This window comes from Streptomyces sp. NPDC058295, from assembly GCF_042880655.1.
Lineage (GTDB): Bacteria > Actinomycetota > Actinomycetes > Streptomycetales > Streptomycetaceae > Streptomyces > Streptomyces coriariae.
In genome coordinates, this window is sequence record NZ_JBHVYO010000005.1 from 145729 (window position 1) to 160668 (window position 14940).

At 72.7% G+C, this 14940-nt stretch carries 11 protein-coding genes; 2 read left to right on the forward strand and 9 right to left on the reverse strand.

What is annotated here, in order from left to right:
* Nucleotides 1-2: 2 nt before the first annotated feature.
* The 8 genes from ACFVYS_RS07410 to fahA all read right to left on the reverse strand — a co-directional run bounded on the left by ACFVYS_RS07410 (nucleotide 3) and on the right by fahA (nucleotide 9827).
* Nucleotides 3-2876: a fumarate reductase/succinate dehydrogenase flavoprotein subunit gene (locus ACFVYS_RS07410; RefSeq protein WP_389499729.1), complete on the reverse strand. Its 2874-nt coding sequence runs from the start codon at nucleotides 2874-2876 to the stop codon at nucleotides 3-5.
* 11 nt (nucleotides 2877-2887) lie between these two features.
* Nucleotides 2888-3715, reverse strand: a complete 828-nt coding sequence (locus tag ACFVYS_RS07415) for an ABC transporter ATP-binding protein (RefSeq protein WP_389499731.1) — start codon at nucleotides 3713-3715, stop codon at nucleotides 2888-2890.
* Entirely contained in the window at nucleotides 3699-4580 is an 882-nt protein-coding gene (locus tag ACFVYS_RS07420; protein WP_389499733.1) for an ABC transporter permease, read from the reverse strand. Before ACFVYS_RS07420 ends, ACFVYS_RS07415 begins: the two co-directional genes overlap by 17 nt.
* Nucleotides 4577-5917: an ABC transporter substrate-binding protein gene (locus tag ACFVYS_RS07425; RefSeq protein ID WP_389499735.1), complete on the reverse strand. Its 1341-nt coding sequence runs from the start codon at nucleotides 5915-5917 to the stop codon at nucleotides 4577-4579. The genes ACFVYS_RS07420 and ACFVYS_RS07425 overlap by 4 nt, the downstream gene beginning before the upstream one ends.
* Nucleotides 5918-5932: 15 nt before the next feature.
* Nucleotides 5933-6160, reverse strand: a complete 228-nt coding sequence (locus tag ACFVYS_RS07430; RefSeq protein ID WP_020130156.1) for a ferredoxin family protein — start codon at nucleotides 6158-6160, stop codon at nucleotides 5933-5935.
* Nucleotides 6161-6349: 189 nt separating this feature from the next.
* Nucleotides 6350-7138 carry a GntR family transcriptional regulator gene (locus ACFVYS_RS07435; RefSeq protein WP_389499737.1) on the reverse strand — a complete coding sequence of 263 codons (789 nt, stop codon included), beginning with the start codon at nucleotides 7136-7138 and terminating at the stop codon, nucleotides 6350-6352.
* A gap of 204 nt (nucleotides 7139-7342) precedes the next feature.
* Nucleotides 7343-8281 carry a M56 family metallopeptidase gene (locus tag ACFVYS_RS07440; protein WP_389499738.1) on the reverse strand — a complete coding sequence of 313 codons (939 nt, stop codon included), beginning with the start codon at nucleotides 8279-8281 and terminating at the stop codon, nucleotides 7343-7345.
* Nucleotides 8282-8615: 334 nt separating this feature from the next.
* On the reverse strand, nucleotides 8616-9827 hold the full coding sequence (fahA, locus tag ACFVYS_RS07445) for a fumarylacetoacetase (RefSeq protein ID WP_389499923.1): 1212 nt from the start codon (nucleotides 9825-9827) through the stop codon (nucleotides 8616-8618).
* 301 nt (nucleotides 9828-10128) lie between these two features.
* On the opposite strand from fahA, the gene ACFVYS_RS07450 reads away from it, so the two are divergent.
* Both ACFVYS_RS07450 and ACFVYS_RS07455 read left to right on the forward strand, forming a co-directional pair.
* Nucleotides 10129-11364, forward strand: a complete 1236-nt coding sequence (locus ACFVYS_RS07450; protein ID WP_389499740.1) for a DegT/DnrJ/EryC1/StrS family aminotransferase — start codon at nucleotides 10129-10131, stop codon at nucleotides 11362-11364.
* Complete coding sequence (locus tag ACFVYS_RS07455; protein WP_389499741.1) at nucleotides 11357-13741, forward strand: lipopolysaccharide biosynthesis protein; 2385 nt, start codon at nucleotides 11357-11359, stop codon at nucleotides 13739-13741. Before ACFVYS_RS07450 ends, ACFVYS_RS07455 begins: the two co-directional genes overlap by 8 nt.
* Here ACFVYS_RS07455 and ACFVYS_RS07460 read toward each other — a convergent pair.
* On the reverse strand, nucleotides 13662-14729 hold the full coding sequence (locus ACFVYS_RS07460) for a glycoside hydrolase family 26 protein (RefSeq protein ID WP_389499743.1): 1068 nt from the start codon (nucleotides 14727-14729) through the stop codon (nucleotides 13662-13664). The genes ACFVYS_RS07455 and ACFVYS_RS07460 overlap by 80 nt on opposite strands.
* Nucleotides 14730-14940 lie beyond the last annotated feature (211 nt).

A 14940-nucleotide genomic window follows, 5' to 3' on the forward strand; every position in this document is an offset into this window, starting at 1 on the left:
GGTCATAGAGCGCGCGTCGCGTACGCCCTGACGTCCGCGTCGGAGTCCGTCGTCGCCGTGGCGAGGGCCGCGCGGGCGGCTTCCGAGGCTCGGTGTCGGGTCAGGGCCAGGACGGCGGCCTTGCGGACGTCGGCGTTCGGGTCGGCCAGGGTCTTGGCGAGGACGGGCAGGGCGGTGTCGGGGTGGGCCACCGACAGCGCGGTGGCGGCGCCGGCGCGGACCTGCCAGGCGGGGTCGGCCAGGGCGGTCACGGCCCGCGCGGCGAGTGGCACCGGGCAGCCGGTGGTGCCCAAGGCCCCGTAGGCGGCGGCACGCACCAGGGCATCGGGATCGTCGACGAGCCCGACGAGGGCCGCGTGGACGGCGTCGTGCTCGCCGGCGACACCCGCATCGGAGCCGGAGCCGGAGCCGGAGCCGGCGTGGGGGGTGGGGGTGGTGCTGGGGTCGGTGTCGGACGATGAGGGTTCGCTCAGGCGTCCGGCCGCGACCGTGGCCAGGGACTTGGCGATCGTGACACGGACCTCGCGGGACGGGTCGGCGGTCGCCGCGCGGGCCAGCTCCTCGGCGGCGTCGACGGAGACCAGGGCACGGACGGCCTCGATACGGACGGCGATGTCGGCGTCGGTGAGAGAGCCGGCGAACAGGGCGGCGTCACCGAGGCGCAGGGCGCGCAGCACGTCCAGGGCCGCGGCGCGGACGACGGGGTCAGGCTCGGCCAGGGCGGCGGCGAGGCCGTCGCGCAGGGCCGGTTCCGCCGGCAGGGTCTCGACGAGTTCGCGCAGTGAGGCCGCCGCGACGGCACGCACCTCCGCGGAGGGGTCGCGCAGCGCCTCGGCGAGAGCCGGACCGGTGCCCGACGGCACCGTCTCGGTGAGGACGGCGACGGCCTCGCGCCGGACAGCGGCCGCCGCGTCGGTCAAGTAGGGCAGCAGCGAGTCGAGTTCGGGTTCGTCCTCGGCGAGGGCGACGAGTTCGAGAAGACGAACAGCCGACTGGGGGGAGGACCGATCGAGGGCGTGTTCGGGCGTCGGAGGCGCCGAGCCGTCCGTGACCTGCGGGGCGGCTGCCTCGGCCCCGGCGGCGACGGGTGCCACGTCCCGTGAACCGGCCGTGGCCACGTCCTCGGGGTGGACTTCGCCGAGCGGCCGGGAGGGGCCGCCGACGGGAGCGAACTCGTCGACCGGAACCAGATAGGGAGCCACGGGACGGGCCGTGAACTCCATCGCACCAGAGGGGGACTTGTGCAGATCGAGGTGATGGAACCAGGAGTCGTCGTCGCGGCGAGGGTGGTCGAGGCGGTCGTGGTAGAGGCCCCAGCGGGACTCGGTACGGGCCAGGGAGGCGCGCGCGGCCATCTCCGCGCAGTCACGGATGAAGGACACCTCGGCGCACCGCATCAGCTCGTGCGGGGTGCGGGCGCCCATCTCGGCGATGTCGTCGCGCATCCGCTCGAAGGACTCCAGGGCCAGCGACAGCCGCGCGCCCGACTTCGGCGGGGCCACGTAGTCGTTCACGAAACGGCGCAGCTTGTACTCGACCTGGGGCTGCGGCGGGCCCTCCGGGTTGCGCAACGGGCGGTAGATCAACTCGTGCGCCTCACGCAGCTGGTCGGCGGGAAGCTCACCGTCGTAGGCCTTGTACCGGGCCGCGTCCGAGCCGGCCAGGTCGCCGAAGACGAACGCGCCGATCATGTAGTTGTGCGGGACGCAGGCCAGGTCACCGGCGGCGTACAGGCGGGGGACGGTCGTGCGGGCGTGCTCGTCGACCCGTACGCCCGAGGCCGAATGACCGCCGCACAGGCCGATTTCCGAGATGTGCATCTCGATGTCGTGGGTGCGGTAGTCGTGACCGCGTCCCGAGTGGAAGGTGCCCCGGGTCGGACGCTCGGTGGAGTGCAGGATCGATTCCAGGGCCGAGATCGACTCCTCGGGGAGGTGGCTCAGCTTCAGGTACACCGGGCCCCGGTCGCTGGCGACCTCCGCCGCGAACTCGGCCATCATCTGGCCCGACCAGTAGTCGGAGTCGACGAAGCGTTCGCCGTGCCGGTTGACCTGGTAGCCGCCGAAGGGGTTGGCGACGTAGGCGCAGGCCGGACCGTTGTAGTCCTTGATCAGCGGGTTGATCTGGAAGCACTCGATGCCGGTCAGTTCGGCGCCCGCGTGGTAGGCCATGGCGTAGCCGTCGCCCGCGTTGGTGGGGTTCTCGTAGGTGCCGTACAGGTAGCCGGAGGCGGGCAGGCCGAGGCGGCCGCAGGCACCGGTCGCGAGGACGACCCCGCCCGCGCGGACGGTGACGAACTGCCCCGTGCGGGTGTTGAAGCCGACCGCCCCGATGGCGCGCCCGTCCTCGGGAGAGGTCAGCACGCGCACCGGCATCACCCGGTTCTCGATGCGGATCCGCTCCCGCATCTCGCGCCGCCGCAGCTGCCGGTACAGCACCTTCTTGACGTCCTTGCCCTCCGGCATGGGCAGCACATAGGAGCCGGAACGATGGACCTGGCGGACCGCGTAGTCGCCGTGCTCGTCCTTCTCGAACTTCACGCCGTACGACTCCAGGCGCTGCACCATGGCGAAGCCCCGGGTGGCGGTCTGGCGGACGGTGGACTGGTCGACGATGCCGTCATTGGCGCGGGTGATCTCGGCGACGTAGTCGTCGGGCTCGGCGCGGCCGGGGATGACCGCGTTGTTGACGCCGTCCATGCCCATCGCGAGGGCCCCGGAGTGCCGGACATGGGCCTTCTCCAGGAGCAGGACGTCCGCGCCGTGCTCGGCGGCGGTCAGGGCCGCCATGGTGCCGGCGGTACCGCCACCGATGACGAGGACGTCGCAGGTCAGCTCCTCGGCATCGCCGAGCGCGGGGATCTGGAGGGTGTCCACCGGGGTGCCTTTCAGGTGCTCAGTGAGGTCAGGACATCGCGTCGCAGGGCCACGCGCGCGGGGTCGTCACGGGCGGCGCGGTCGCGTGGACGCGGCACGTCCCGTACGGCGAGGAGGCGGCCCGCGCCGAGGAGGGCCACGCGGTCGCCGAGGAGCAGGGCCTCGTCCACGTCGTGGGTGACGAAGACGACGGTCGCGCCCGTGCCGTGCAGCACCTCCACCAGCAGGTCCTGCATGCCGGCGCGGGTCTGGGCGTCGAGGGCGCCGAAGGGTTCGTCCATGAGGACGGCGCGCGGGCCCGCGGCAAGCGCCCGGGCCAGTTGCGCCCGCTGGCGCTGTCCGCCGGAGACCCGGTGCGGCAGCTGCCGGGCGCGGTCGGCGAGTCCGACCCGCTCGAGCCAGGCCGCGGCCTGCCTCCTGCGCTCCGAGCGCGGTGCGCCCTGGATGGCGAGGGGCAGTTCGACGTTGGCCAGCAGGCTGCGCCACGGGAGCAGCGCGTCCTCCTGGAAGACCAGCGCGCGGTCCGCCGCCGGCCCGCCGATCGGCCGACCGTCCTGCTCGACGGATCCGGTCAGCGCGGGCAGCAGTCCGGCCAGCGTGCGCAGCAGCGTCGACTTGCCGCAGCCCGAGGGGCCGACGACGGTGAGGATCTCCCCCGGCGGGACGTCCAGGTCGACATCGGCCAGGGCGGCGGCGTCGGGGCGGCCGAGGGTGGCCGCGCGGAGGGTGAGCCGGGTACCGCGTACGGCCGTACCGGTCGCGGTGGTGGTGGTCGGGTCGGTGGTCGCGCCGTCGGTGTCCGTACGGGTGGTCTGGCGGGTCTCAGACGAGGTGCTCATCGCGGGCCTCCTCGGGTTCGGGTCCGGTGGGGACGGCGGCCGAGGCGGCCGGTGCCGGAGCGGCCGGTCGGGGACTCCTGGGCCGGGCCCGGCCGGTGGGGACGTACGACGTGCGGGGCAGCCAGCGGGTGAGGCGGCGGCCGAGGAGTTCCACGGCCGTGGAGGTGGCCCAGCCGAGCACGCCGATCGTGACCATGCCGACGAACACCCCCGGGTAGTCGACGACCGTGTAGTCCTGCCAGGTGCGGTAGCCGACGCCGTACTGACCGGAGATCATCTCGGCGGAGATCACACAGATCCACGACACCCCGATGCCGACCGACAGGCCGCCGAAGATGCCCGGCAGAGCCCCGGGCAGGACGACCGAGCCGAGGACCCGCCACCGGCCACCGCCCATCGTGCGGACCGCCTCCTCCCAGCCGGGTGGCAGCGCGCGGACGGCGTGCCGGGTGGAGACCAGGACCGGGAAGAAGGCGGCGGTGAAGGTGATGAAGACGATGCCCTGCTCGTTGGAGGGGAAGAGCAGGATCGCGACGGGCACCAGGGCGATCGCCGGAATCGGGCGGACGACTTCGAGGATCGGTCCGAGCAGGTCCTCGGCGAGACGCGAGCGCGCCACGAGCACGCCCGTGGCCACACCCAGGACGGCGGCCAGAAGGAACCCGGTGACGATGCGGGTGAGGCTGTCGGTGAGGTCGGTCCAGTAGTCGTCGCCGGCCAGGCGGTCGGCGAAGGCGCGGGCCACGTCGGCGACCGTGGGGAACTGCGAGAAACGCAACCACAGGTCGATGTCCAGGCTGGTGAGCAGCTGCCACAGGCCGAGGGCGGCCCCCACCGAGGCCACCCGCAGCGCATAGCGGGTCACGATGCCCGCCCCAGCGCGTCGGCGTACGTGACGACGCGGGCGCCGCCGTGGGCGTCGACGTAGGCCTGCGCGGTCGCCGGGGCGACGAACGGCACAAGCGTCGTGCCGTCGGCCACCCAGACGGCCCGGTCGGCGAACCACAGGGTGCCCGTGGTGGCGTCGGGGACGTAGGCGGCGCGGATGCCGTCCTTGTGCTGCGCGACGTAGGCCAGCAGCTCGGCGGGCGTCTTGAAGGTACGGGTCTCCGTGGCGCCCTTCGGCCAGACCTCGCTCGCGGCCGGTGCGGGGGCGGCGGCGAGCTGCTTCGCGTAGGACGGGCCGAGCGCCTTCTTCACGTACTGGTCGTCGACGAAGGAGTCCACGTCGACGTCTCCGGTCAGCTTGGCCGCCTTCAGGATCGAGACGTCCTCCTTGAGCGCGGCGACGAGCTGCGGCTTGACGGCCGGGTCGAAGGTGGAGATGCCGTGGGCGCCGTTGTAGAGGTAGACGACCTCGGCGGGCAGGCCGGTGGCCTCGGCGACCTTCTCGGCGGCGGCCACCGGGTGCGTGTCGAGGTAGCCGGTGGCTTCCGACTGCGCTTTCAGGAACGCCTCCAGCACGGCCGGGCGCTTCTTCGCGAAGTCCTCGCGGGCGGTGACGCCGTGGAAGGTCGGCAGGTCCAGCTGGGCGCCGTCGTACAGGGCCTTCGCTTTGCCCTGGTAGGTGAGCAGGCCGGGCCAGGCGACGAACTGCGAGAGCGCGTCGGCACTGCCCGCGGAGAGGGCCGACGCCCCGACCGCAGGCTGCTGGTTGAGCTTCTCGATGCCCTTGGCCGGGTCGATGCCGGCGCGCTGCAAGGCCCGTACGAGGGTGCCGTCGGCGGCGGAACCGATGCTGGTGGAGACCTTCTTGCCCTTGAGGTCCTCGATGGAGGCGAGCTTGGAGTCGGGTGCCGTGACGATGGTGTTGAGGCCGCCGCGGAGGTTGTAGCCGGTGACCGAGACCAGGTGGGTGGGCTTGCCGAGCTGTTTGCCGCGGGCCGCGTTGATGAGGAGCGGGAAGTCGCCCATCGAGCCGATGTCGATCTTCCCGGCGGTCATCTGCGCGGTGATGGGGGCGCCGGTGGCGTAGTCCTGCCAGTCCACCTTGTAGGTCGTGCCGTCGCCGAGGGCGTTCAGCTCCTTCTCGAAGTAGCCGAGTGAGCGCAGGAGGGTGCCGGCCGTGACGGTGTTGATGGTCTTGGACTGGTAGCCGACGGTGACGGTGACCGTGGAGCCGCTGCCGGCCTCGGCGCTGCCGCATCCGGTGAGGGGGAGCAGGAGAAGGGCGGCGGACGCGGCTGTCGCTTGGGGTTTCATGGAGGTTCGGGCCTTTCACCGGAGCAGGTAGGGCATGTTGACCGTGACGGCACCGGTGGGACAGCGAGCCGCGCACGGGCCGCAGTACCAGCACTCGTCGACGTGCATGTAGGCCTTGCCGTTGCTCTCGTCGATGGCGAGGGAGTCCAGCGGGCACATGTCCACACAGAGCGTGCAGCCGTCGATGCACTTCGACTCGTCGATGGTCACGGGCACGTCGGCCCGCTGGGGTGCCAGGGTCATGGCTGTCTCCAGAAAAGTCCCGAGAAATTCTGAGAAATCCCGCTCGGCGATGAACCGATGAGGCCGTGCCGAGCGATGAAGGGTTGAGGGCGGAGAAGAGAGCGGAGAAGAGGACGAGCAGGAGAGCGCGGGCATGAGGGCGGAGAAGGGGGCGGAAGCGATGCCGGCGGGAGAGGTCGGTGGGAGAGATCAGAGGGAGCGGTGCAGCAGGCCGCTCATCGAGATGCGGTCTCCGCGGAAGCGGATGAACTCCAGGTCCACCGGGCGGCCGTCGGCGAGGTGGGTGAGGCGTTCGAGCATGAGGACGGCAGCGCCACGCGGCGCCTCCAGTACGGCGGCGGAGTGGGCGTCCGCGGTCACCGCCTCGAGAGTGATCTCGGCGTGGCCGAGTCGCTGCCCGGTGACGGCCTCCAGGAGCCGGAACACGTCGGTGTTCTCCAGGTCGGCGCCGAGCAGGGCGGTGCCGATGTCGAGCGGGATGTAGGTGAGGTCGAGAGAGAGGGGGAGGCCACCCAGACGGCGCAGGCGTTCGATGTAGAGCACGTCGGTGCCGGGCGGGACGTGGAGGCGGTCGGCCACCGGGGCGGGCGCGGCGACGGGGCCCATCGTGCGGACCTCGTTGGTGACGTGGCCGTGCTCGTGCAGGGTCTCCGCGAGGCCCATCAGACGGTCCAGGCCGTGCGGGTACTTCTGCGCCACGACGACCGTGCCGACGCCCGGCAGGCGCTCCACCAGTCCCTCCGCCCGGAGCAGGTCGAGAGCCTGGCGGACGGTGTTGCGGGAGGCGCGGTAGTCGGCCGCGAGGGTCGACTCGTGGGGGAGCGTGCCGTCCGGAAAGCCGTCGGTGAGCAGCTGGCGGCGCAGGAGGTCCGCGAGCTGCCGGGCCTGGTCCGCGCGCAGCCGACGCCGCGCACGGTGGGCGGCGACGGTGGTCGCGCCCTGGCCGGCGTGGTCTCGGATGCGGTCGGTGGGTGGCATGTTTCGAACCATAGCGAGCCAGTAGGAAAAGCGGTGTTGCCGGAGTGTTGCGCCACCTGCGGGGGCGTCAGGGAATGCGTTGACCTGGGGAAACAGGACCGTCTTACACAAGATCTGCCAGGTCGGGACAACGCCGTCGGGGCAGTGTGGTCAGGCCGACGCGGTCAGGACAAGGCGTCGGGTGACGCCATCAGGCCGACGTGGTCAGGACAACGCCGTCAGTCCCGGGGCGAAGGTGATCAGCAGGGGCAGCAGCGGCACCAGCGTGGCCACCGTCGTCGTCAGCGCCCGCTGTCTGCGGAGCAGGCGCGGGGGCGGCTGGAGCAGGCGGTCGACCCGCTCGCCGAGGAGACGGTTGCTCGACGCGCAGGACAGGACGCCCCGGTGCTGGTTCAGCTCGATCAGGGCCAGCGCCGTGGTCAGGTGACCGCAGCGGCGCGACGCCGTGTCGTCGGCGGCGAGTTCGACCAGGCGGTGGGTCTGGTCGCAGAAGTGGGAGAAGAGCGGAATGCGGGGGAAGCCGGTGGCAAGGGCGGTCGACAGGTGGAGCAGCCAGTCGTGGTGGGCGCGGGCATGGCCACGCTCATGGGTGAGGACGGCGTCCAGCTGGTGGGAGGTGAGGCGGTGCAGGGCGCCGGTCGTCACGATCAACTGGGGTGGGTTGCCCGGCATCCACCAGGCGTCCGGGTACTCGTCCTCCAGCACCAGCAGCGGGCCCCGCCCGGACGGCAGGCCCGCGGGCAGGTCGGGGGCGCGTTCACGCAGGTGGGCCCTGGCCCGGCCGCGGCGCCGGCGCGCCTCGACGAGTTCGCGGGCCAGCATCGCGGTGGTCCAGGCGGCTCCGCAGGCCAGCAGCAAGGTCAGGGCGGCGGCCCACAAGGGGGCGGCGGAGAGGTCGTACGCCTCGGAGACCCCGGGCGGTGCGGGGGCGAAGACCCGGGCGCGCACGGTGTGGAACACGGCGGCGGCGCCCAGGGTCAGGGCGGTCAGGCAGCACAGCAGGACCGTGGCGACCAGGCACTGCCACACCAACAGCCCGATCACCGGCTCCCGCTCGGGCCAGGCGGACCGGGTGAGTGCGCGCGGAGCCGGCACCGCGGCGGACAGGGCGACGACGCTCAGCAGGAGCAGGCAGAGAGTCATGCCATGGGCTCCGGATCCTGGTCGGGAAGGGGGCGTGGGCCACGTGCGCGCGGGGTGCGTACGCCGTACCCGCGTGCGCGCGGCCTGCCATGGGCGGCGGGCTCGGCACGAGGACCGTGCCCGCCGCCAGTATGACGGCGGTTCCTCCGGGAGTCAGCCCACGACGAGGACCCGATTCAGCCCCGTCCGCCCCGACGCGACGGCCTCGCCACGGTCAGCCACCCCACCACCGGGTCGGTCACCGGCACCGTGCCCGCCCCCGGCACCGTGCCCGCGCCCGACACAGGGCCCGACACCATGGCCGCGCCCGGCGCCTGACCAGCCTCCGGTCGTCTCACCCGGCGGTCACCTGTCCGCTCACCTCTCCCAGGCCCACTCGGGTGCCGTCGGGGCCGGGAGCCCAGGCGGACAGGGTCACCACGTCGCCGTCCTCCAGGAACGTGCGCTTGCCGTCGGGGAGTTCCAGCGGGTCACGGCCGTTCCAGGTCAGTTCCAGCAGGGAGCCGCGCTCGTGCGGGTGGGGGCCGCTCACCGTGCCCGAGCCGTACAGGTCGCCCGTGCGCAGGGAGGCGCCGTTGACCGTGAGGTGGGCGAGTTGCTGGGCGGCCGTCCAGTACATGGTGGAGAAGGGCGGATCGGAGATCACCTGACCATTGAGCGCGACGGAGATCCGCAGGTCGTAGCCGCCGGGCTCGGCGGCCGCGTCGTCCAGGTAGGGGAGGAGGGGATGGGTCCGCTCCGGGGGCGTCACCCGTGCGTTCTCCAGGGCCTCCAGCGGGGTGATCCACGCGGACACCGACGTGGCGAACGACTTGGCGAGGAACGGGCCGAGAGGGACGTACTCCCAGGCCTGGAGGTCGCGGGCGGACCAGTCGTTGAGCAGGCACAGACCGAAGACGTGCTCGCGGAAGTCGGCCAGCGCGACCGGGCTGCCCTGCCGCGAGGGCACGCCGACCACGAAGCCGACCTCGGCCTCGATGTCGAGCCGCACGGAAGGGCCGAAGACGGGCGCCGGCTCGTCGGGAGCCTTGCGCTGGCCGGACGGGCGGACGACGTCCGTGCCGGAGACCACGACCGTGCCGGCCCGGCCGTGATAGCCGATCGGCAGGTGCTTCCAGTTGGGCAGGAGGACGTCACCGGCGTCCGGACGGAAGATCGCTCCCGCGTTCCGGGCGTGGTGCTCGGACGAGTAGAAGTCGACGTAGTCGGCGACCTGGAAGGGAAGGTGCAGGGTCACGCCGGAGAGGGGATGGAAGAGCGGCTCGACGGTGGGCCGGTGGGCGGGGTCGGTCACCCACTCCGTCAGGGCGCGGCGCACCTGCGACCAGGTCGTGCGACCCGCAGCCAGCAGCGGGTCGAGCGTCGGCGAGGCGAGGAGGCCGGCGTGCGGCGAGCCGAGCGCGCGGGCCGCCGCGCCCGCGTCGAGGACATGGTCGCCGAGCCGGACGCCGACGGTCCGCTCCGAGGAGCCGGGGAGGGAGAAGACGCCGTACGGGAGGTTGTGCGGACCGAAGGGGTCGCCCTCGGGAAGGTCGAAGGGGGGCATCGGGTACTGCCTCTCTTTCGTGCGCTCTTTGGTGCTCGCCATGTCGGGCTCGCCGGACCTCGAACGGGTGTCGCGCGGGTGCGCCGAGCCGCGCCACACGTTACGGCCGACGTCGTGGAAGTGACACGGGGGCCGGGCCGGCGAGGCCCGTCGGCCGGCAGCTCTCCGCTTCCGGTTGCTCACCCGAAGTCGTCCACCGGCCGGTCCGCAATCTTGACGGAGCGGTGCGAAACGGGAGACTCTGGGCGGGTGCTGGAAGGCCTCGGGGAGGGGGCCTTCCCCTGGCACAACTGGGGGGCGGATGGCCATTGGGGAGGCCGGCCTCGGGTCGGCGCGGCGTGGCTCACGGCCGAAACGGCTGGAAGCGACCATGCGCGACAGACTCGGCCGGGAATGCGTGTACGTACCGTCGTGCAGATTCGGGCTGTACGTGGCCTTGCGCCACTGGTGCCCGCCCGGCGGACGGGTACTGATGTCGCCGGTCAACGACGACGTGATCTTCTTTGTGCTGCTCGCGGCGGGACTGCGGCCCGTGCAGGCGCCGTTGAACCCGCTGGACGCGTCGATCGACGTCGATGCCGTGCCCGACGAGGTGTGGGGCTCGCTCTCCGGCGTCCTCACGACGAATCTGTACGGCAACCCGGACGACACACCGCGCCTGCGGGAGAAGTGCGACGCGCTGGGCATCCCGTTGTTCGAGGACGGGGCGCACGCCATCGGCAGCGAAGTGGGGGGCAGACCGGTCGGGGCCTGGGGGGACGCCTCCGTCTTCAGCCTTTCCAAGCATGTCGGTGCCAAGGCCGGCGGCTTCCTGGCCTGCGCCGACCCGGGACTGCGCGAGGCCCTGGCGAAGACCTGCGAGGACCTGCTGCTGCCGGGACGGCTCACGGCGGAACTCGCCTACACCGTCCGGCCGTACGCGGAGGCGACCGTGCGGGGGCTGCGGCTGCGGCGGGCCGCCTGGGCCACGATGCGGCTGCTCGGGCTGATGGAGCGGGAGGAGATCCGGATGCCGCTGCGGCCGGCCGAGCTGGCCCGCGCCGTCGCCGCGGCGCCGGACCTCACCGCGCACGACTCCTGGGTCCGCGTCGACATGCACGACTACCGGCTGCGTTCGGGGCCGCTGAGAGCGGGCCGCATCGGCCGCAGGCTCGACCAGCTGGACGAGACGCTGGCGGCCTGCCGGGCAGGCACGGAGCTGCTCCTGTCCACACCGTGGGCGCGGCCCGGCGCGGCCCGCGCCGACCGGGTCCAACCCCTTTTCCGCGTCCCCCTGTTCGTCGCCGACCGGGACGCCGCGAGGGCGGCGCTCGCGCGGCGGGGCATCGTCGTCGGCTACCTCTATGACCCGCCTCTGGACGACTACGCGGGTGCCGCCTTCACCGACCCGTCGCCCGATCCCGCCGGGGCCCGCTGGTTCGCCCGGCACGCGTTGCCCGTGGACCCGCTGCGGGCCCGACAGGTCGTCGAGGTGCTCCAGGAGTCCGGCGTACGGCCGGCCGAGGCTCCGGGAGGGCTGGAGCCGACCCGTGGCTGAGACGCAGGCCGAGATCCAGGTACCCGAACCCTCGGCGCCGCCCGTCGGCAAGGAGGCGGCGGGCACGGCACCGGCCGACGACACTCGCGGTTCCGGATCCCTGTTCAAGAACGCCTACTTCCTGATGCTCAGCACGGGCGTCTCCGCCGTGCTGGGCCTGGGCTTCTGGCTGGTGGCCGCGCGCTACTACTCGGAGGAGGCCGTCGGCCAGGGTTCGGCCGCGATCGCGGCGATGCGGCTGCTCGCCAGCATCACGGCGACGACGATGATCGGGGCCGTTGTCCGCTTCGTGCCGCGCGCGGGGCGGGCCACGGGCTCGCTGGTGTGGCGGGCGTACGCGGCCAGCTCGGTGGTCGTCGCCGTCGCCGCCTTCGTCTTCCTGCTCACCCTGGACTTGTGGGGGGCGACGTACGCGCCGCTCGGCACGGCCGCCGCGGGAACGGCGTTCGTCATCGCGTGCGTGGCGTGGGCGCTGCTCACGCTCCAGGACGGGGTGCTCACCGGTCTGCGCAGGTCGGGCTGGGTGCCCGTCGGAAACGCGGTGTTCTCCGTCGGCAAGCTGATCCTGCTGGCCGTGTGCGCGACCGCGCTGCCGGCGCTCGGGATCTTCGTGTCCTGGGCCGTCGCGATCGCGTTCTCGACGCTGCCGCTGGGCTGGCTGATCTTCCGTCGGCTGATCCCGCGCCAGGCCGCCGCCGACCGCGACCTGGAGCCTCCCCAACTGCGTGAGATGGGCCGCTTCCTGGCCGGGGACTCGCTGGGCGCGCTGTTCAGCCTGGCGATGATCAACCTGCTGCCGGTGATGGTCGCGGTCCGGTTCAGCGCGGCGGAGAACGGCTACTTCTACGTCGCGTACACCGTCGGCGGCACGATGGAGTTCATGGCCATCAACATGGCCTCCTCCCTCACCGCGCACGCCTCGCACGATCCGCGCCAGCTCGCCGAGGGTGTGCGCGGGGCGCTGCGCCGGATGACGCTGCTGCTGGTGCCGGTGGTGCTGGTCCTGGTGGTGTTCGCCCCGCAGATCCTGCTGCCGTTCCACGAGGACTACGCCGAGCACGGCACCACCGTGCTGCGGCTGCTGGCCGCCGGGGCGCTGCCCCGGGTCGTGGTCGAGCTGTACATCGGGGTGCTGCGGGTGCAGGGCCGCACCGGGGTGCTCGCCGCGCTCCAAGGCGCCATGTGCACGATGGTGCTGGGCAGCGCCGCCCTGCTGTTCGCCCCGGCCGGGATCGCCGGCGCGGGCTGGGCGGTGCTGATCAGCATGACGCTGATCGCCGCCGTCTCCGCCGTCGGCCTGCGGTCCGCGCTGCGCCGCAACGACCGTCCGCCCGTCGGCCGTTCCTCCACCGCCCCGGCCTACGGCACCCATTGGGCACGGCTGAACGCCACCGCCGGATACGGCACGAACTGGGCGCGCCGGGCGGCGTACGAACGCGACGGCATCGACGAGGACACGGTCACCCTGTTCATAGGACGCCCCGGATACGAACGCGAGGCGCTGCAGGCGGACACGCTGGCGCTGATAAAGCGGCCCCCGCGCCGGTCCGACGTCGGCAGGAGAAGTAAGGGAGCCGAGGGGGCCGAGGGGGCCGGGGGGACCGGCGGGCGGGACGAGTCGGCTCGTGAGGTCGCGAGGGGCCGGTCCGCTCAGGCCGGGGGCCGGGAGAGGTGGGTCGCGGGCGGACTGTGGGGCCTGCTCGGCGTGGCCACCGCGGCCTTCTGGACGACCGCGCTGAACGAGCTGCCGTGGCTCGACGGCCCGTCCGGGCACGTACTGACCGGACGTCAGCTGCTGGCGGCGCTGCCGCTCACGGCGCTCGTCGCGGGCGGCCTGCTGCTCGTGGTGTTCGTCGGCGCGGTGACACTGCGCGCGGCGCGTGGCGCGCTGCTGCCGGGGGCGGCGCTGGGTTCGGTGCTGCTCGCCCTGTACGCCGTACCTTTCGCCTTCGGCCGGGAGCCGTCGCCGGTCGGTGGGGCGTGGTACGCGAAGGCGGCCGGTTTCCTCGCGGAGGGGATGCGGCTCGACGGGCCCGAACCGCTGCTGCGCTGGGCACCGCCGGCCGCCCAGCTGCTGGGCCTCGTGCCTGTGTGGCTGCTGCTCGGCGGCGCGGACCGGTGGTTGACGTGGCCGGGGCGCTGGGGCGTCCTGTATCTCGTCGCGGTGGGCGGCTGGGTGTGGCGGCAGGAGCTCGCGCCGGCGGCCGTGCCCCTGTTCGTCGTGCTCGTCCTAGCCGCCGCGTTCCTGCCGCTCGTCACCCGTGGCCGGGCGGGGGCCGGACCGCCGCGCGGCGCGGTCAGCGGGGCGGCACGGGCTGGTGGAAGTAGCCGTTCCTACCCGCCTCCCGGTAGCCCTCGAGGCCCGGACCCTCGTTGACGGTCAGGTCGCACGCGGGTTTCTCGGAGGTCGGCCGGTTCCAGTGCACCAGCGCCTTCACCTCCGGGAGCTTCTTCACGGCGGCGGGGATCTGGGTGTACCAGTCGCGCTGGCGTTGCGGGGCGTCGGCGTCCGGTGCGGTGGCGAACTCCGCCAGCATCACCGGCTTTTCGTCGCTGATGTTCTCGCGCAGCCACTCGTAGCTGGGCCGCTGACTGTGCAGGAAGTCCTTCCAGTCCGTGGTGCCGTGGCACTGGTAGTAGTTGTACTGGTCCATGGCGATCCAGTCGACGTACTCGTCACCGGGGTAGAGCGCCTTCATGTCGGCCGCGCCGCCGAGGTAGCCGGAGACGGTCCACACCCACACCACGTTGTCGGCACCCAGTGCGCGGAACCGGTCACGGACATGGCGGTACGCGGCGACGAACTCCGCCGGGGTGCCCGCGCCTTCCTTGATGCGGGCGTCGGTCTCCTGGTCGAAGGAGAGGAAGACGCGTTTGCCGTAGGCCTTGATACGCCGGATCTGCGGATCGAGGATCTCCTCGTCGAGCTTGCCGGAGGCGATGTTCTTCCAGCCGAGCTGGGTCTCCGTCCAGTTCTCGTGATGCGGCTCGGTCCAGACCGTGGACTCCCAGGCCAGCATGAGCAGCCGGTCCTTGCCGAGTTCCTGTTCGTCGGGGGTGAGCAGTTCCCCGTCCAGCCGGGTGCCCGACATGTCGTGGTAGTTGTAGACGAGGTCCAGCTTGCGGCCGATCCTCTTCTCGAAGCCGTGCACGGCGTCCTTGAGCGAGCCGTCCTCGGCGTACGGGACGGCGGCGCCCCACCAGGCGCCGCAGGGCGGGACCAGCGTGTCGGTGGGGGCGCAGGGTCCGCTCGGCAGCTCACCCGAGGCCGCGTTGTCGGGCAGGGCGTCCGCCGCGGAATCCGGGTCCTCGGAGCGGCCGGCCCAGATGCCGAGCCCGGCGAGCAGCGCGGCCACCGCCACCATCGCGACAGCGGTGCAGGTGCGCCTCGCGCTTCTCGGGGCGCGCGGCGGTGCGTCCGCCGACGATTTCCTCGGGGTGCCTGGCGCGTTCCTCGGGCCGCTCGTCGGGTCGCCTGCCGGGTCGCCTGCCGGGGAGCTCTCCGGACCGTTCCCCGGACCGTCCCCCGAGCTGTGGCCCAAGCCATCCCCTAACCCGTCGCCTAGCCCGTCCCTC

What these genes read in the sequence shown, in the direction of transcription:
- ACFVYS_RS07415 (WP_389499731.1), bottom strand. Translation starts at nt 3,715, where the DNA reads ATGAGCACCTCGTCTGAGACCCGCCAGACCACCCGTACGGACACCGAC.
- ACFVYS_RS07425 (WP_389499735.1), bottom strand. Translation starts at nt 5,917, where the DNA reads ATGAAACCCCAAGCGACAGCCGCGTCCGCCGCCCTTCTCCTGCTCCCC.
- ACFVYS_RS07430 (WP_020130156.1), bottom strand. Translation starts at nt 6,160, where the DNA reads ATGACCCTGGCACCCCAGCGGGCCGACGTGCCCGTGACCATCGACGAG.
- ACFVYS_RS07435 (WP_389499737.1), bottom strand. Translation starts at nt 7,138, where the DNA reads ATGCCACCCACCGACCGCATCCGAGACCACGCCGGCCAGGGCGCGACC.
- ACFVYS_RS07440 (WP_389499738.1), bottom strand. Translation starts at nt 8,281, where the DNA reads ATGACTCTCTGCCTGCTCCTGCTGAGCGTCGTCGCCCTGTCCGCCGCG.
- fahA (WP_389499923.1), bottom strand. Translation starts at nt 9,827, where the DNA reads ATGCCCCCCTTCGACCTTCCCGAGGGCGACCCCTTCGGTCCGCACAAC.
- ACFVYS_RS07450 (WP_389499740.1), top strand. Translation starts at nt 10,129, where the DNA reads ATGGCCATTGGGGAGGCCGGCCTCGGGTCGGCGCGGCGTGGCTCACGG.
- ACFVYS_RS07460 (WP_389499743.1), bottom strand. Translation starts at nt 14,729, where the DNA reads ATGGTGGCGGTGGCCGCGCTGCTCGCCGGGCTCGGCATCTGGGCCGGC.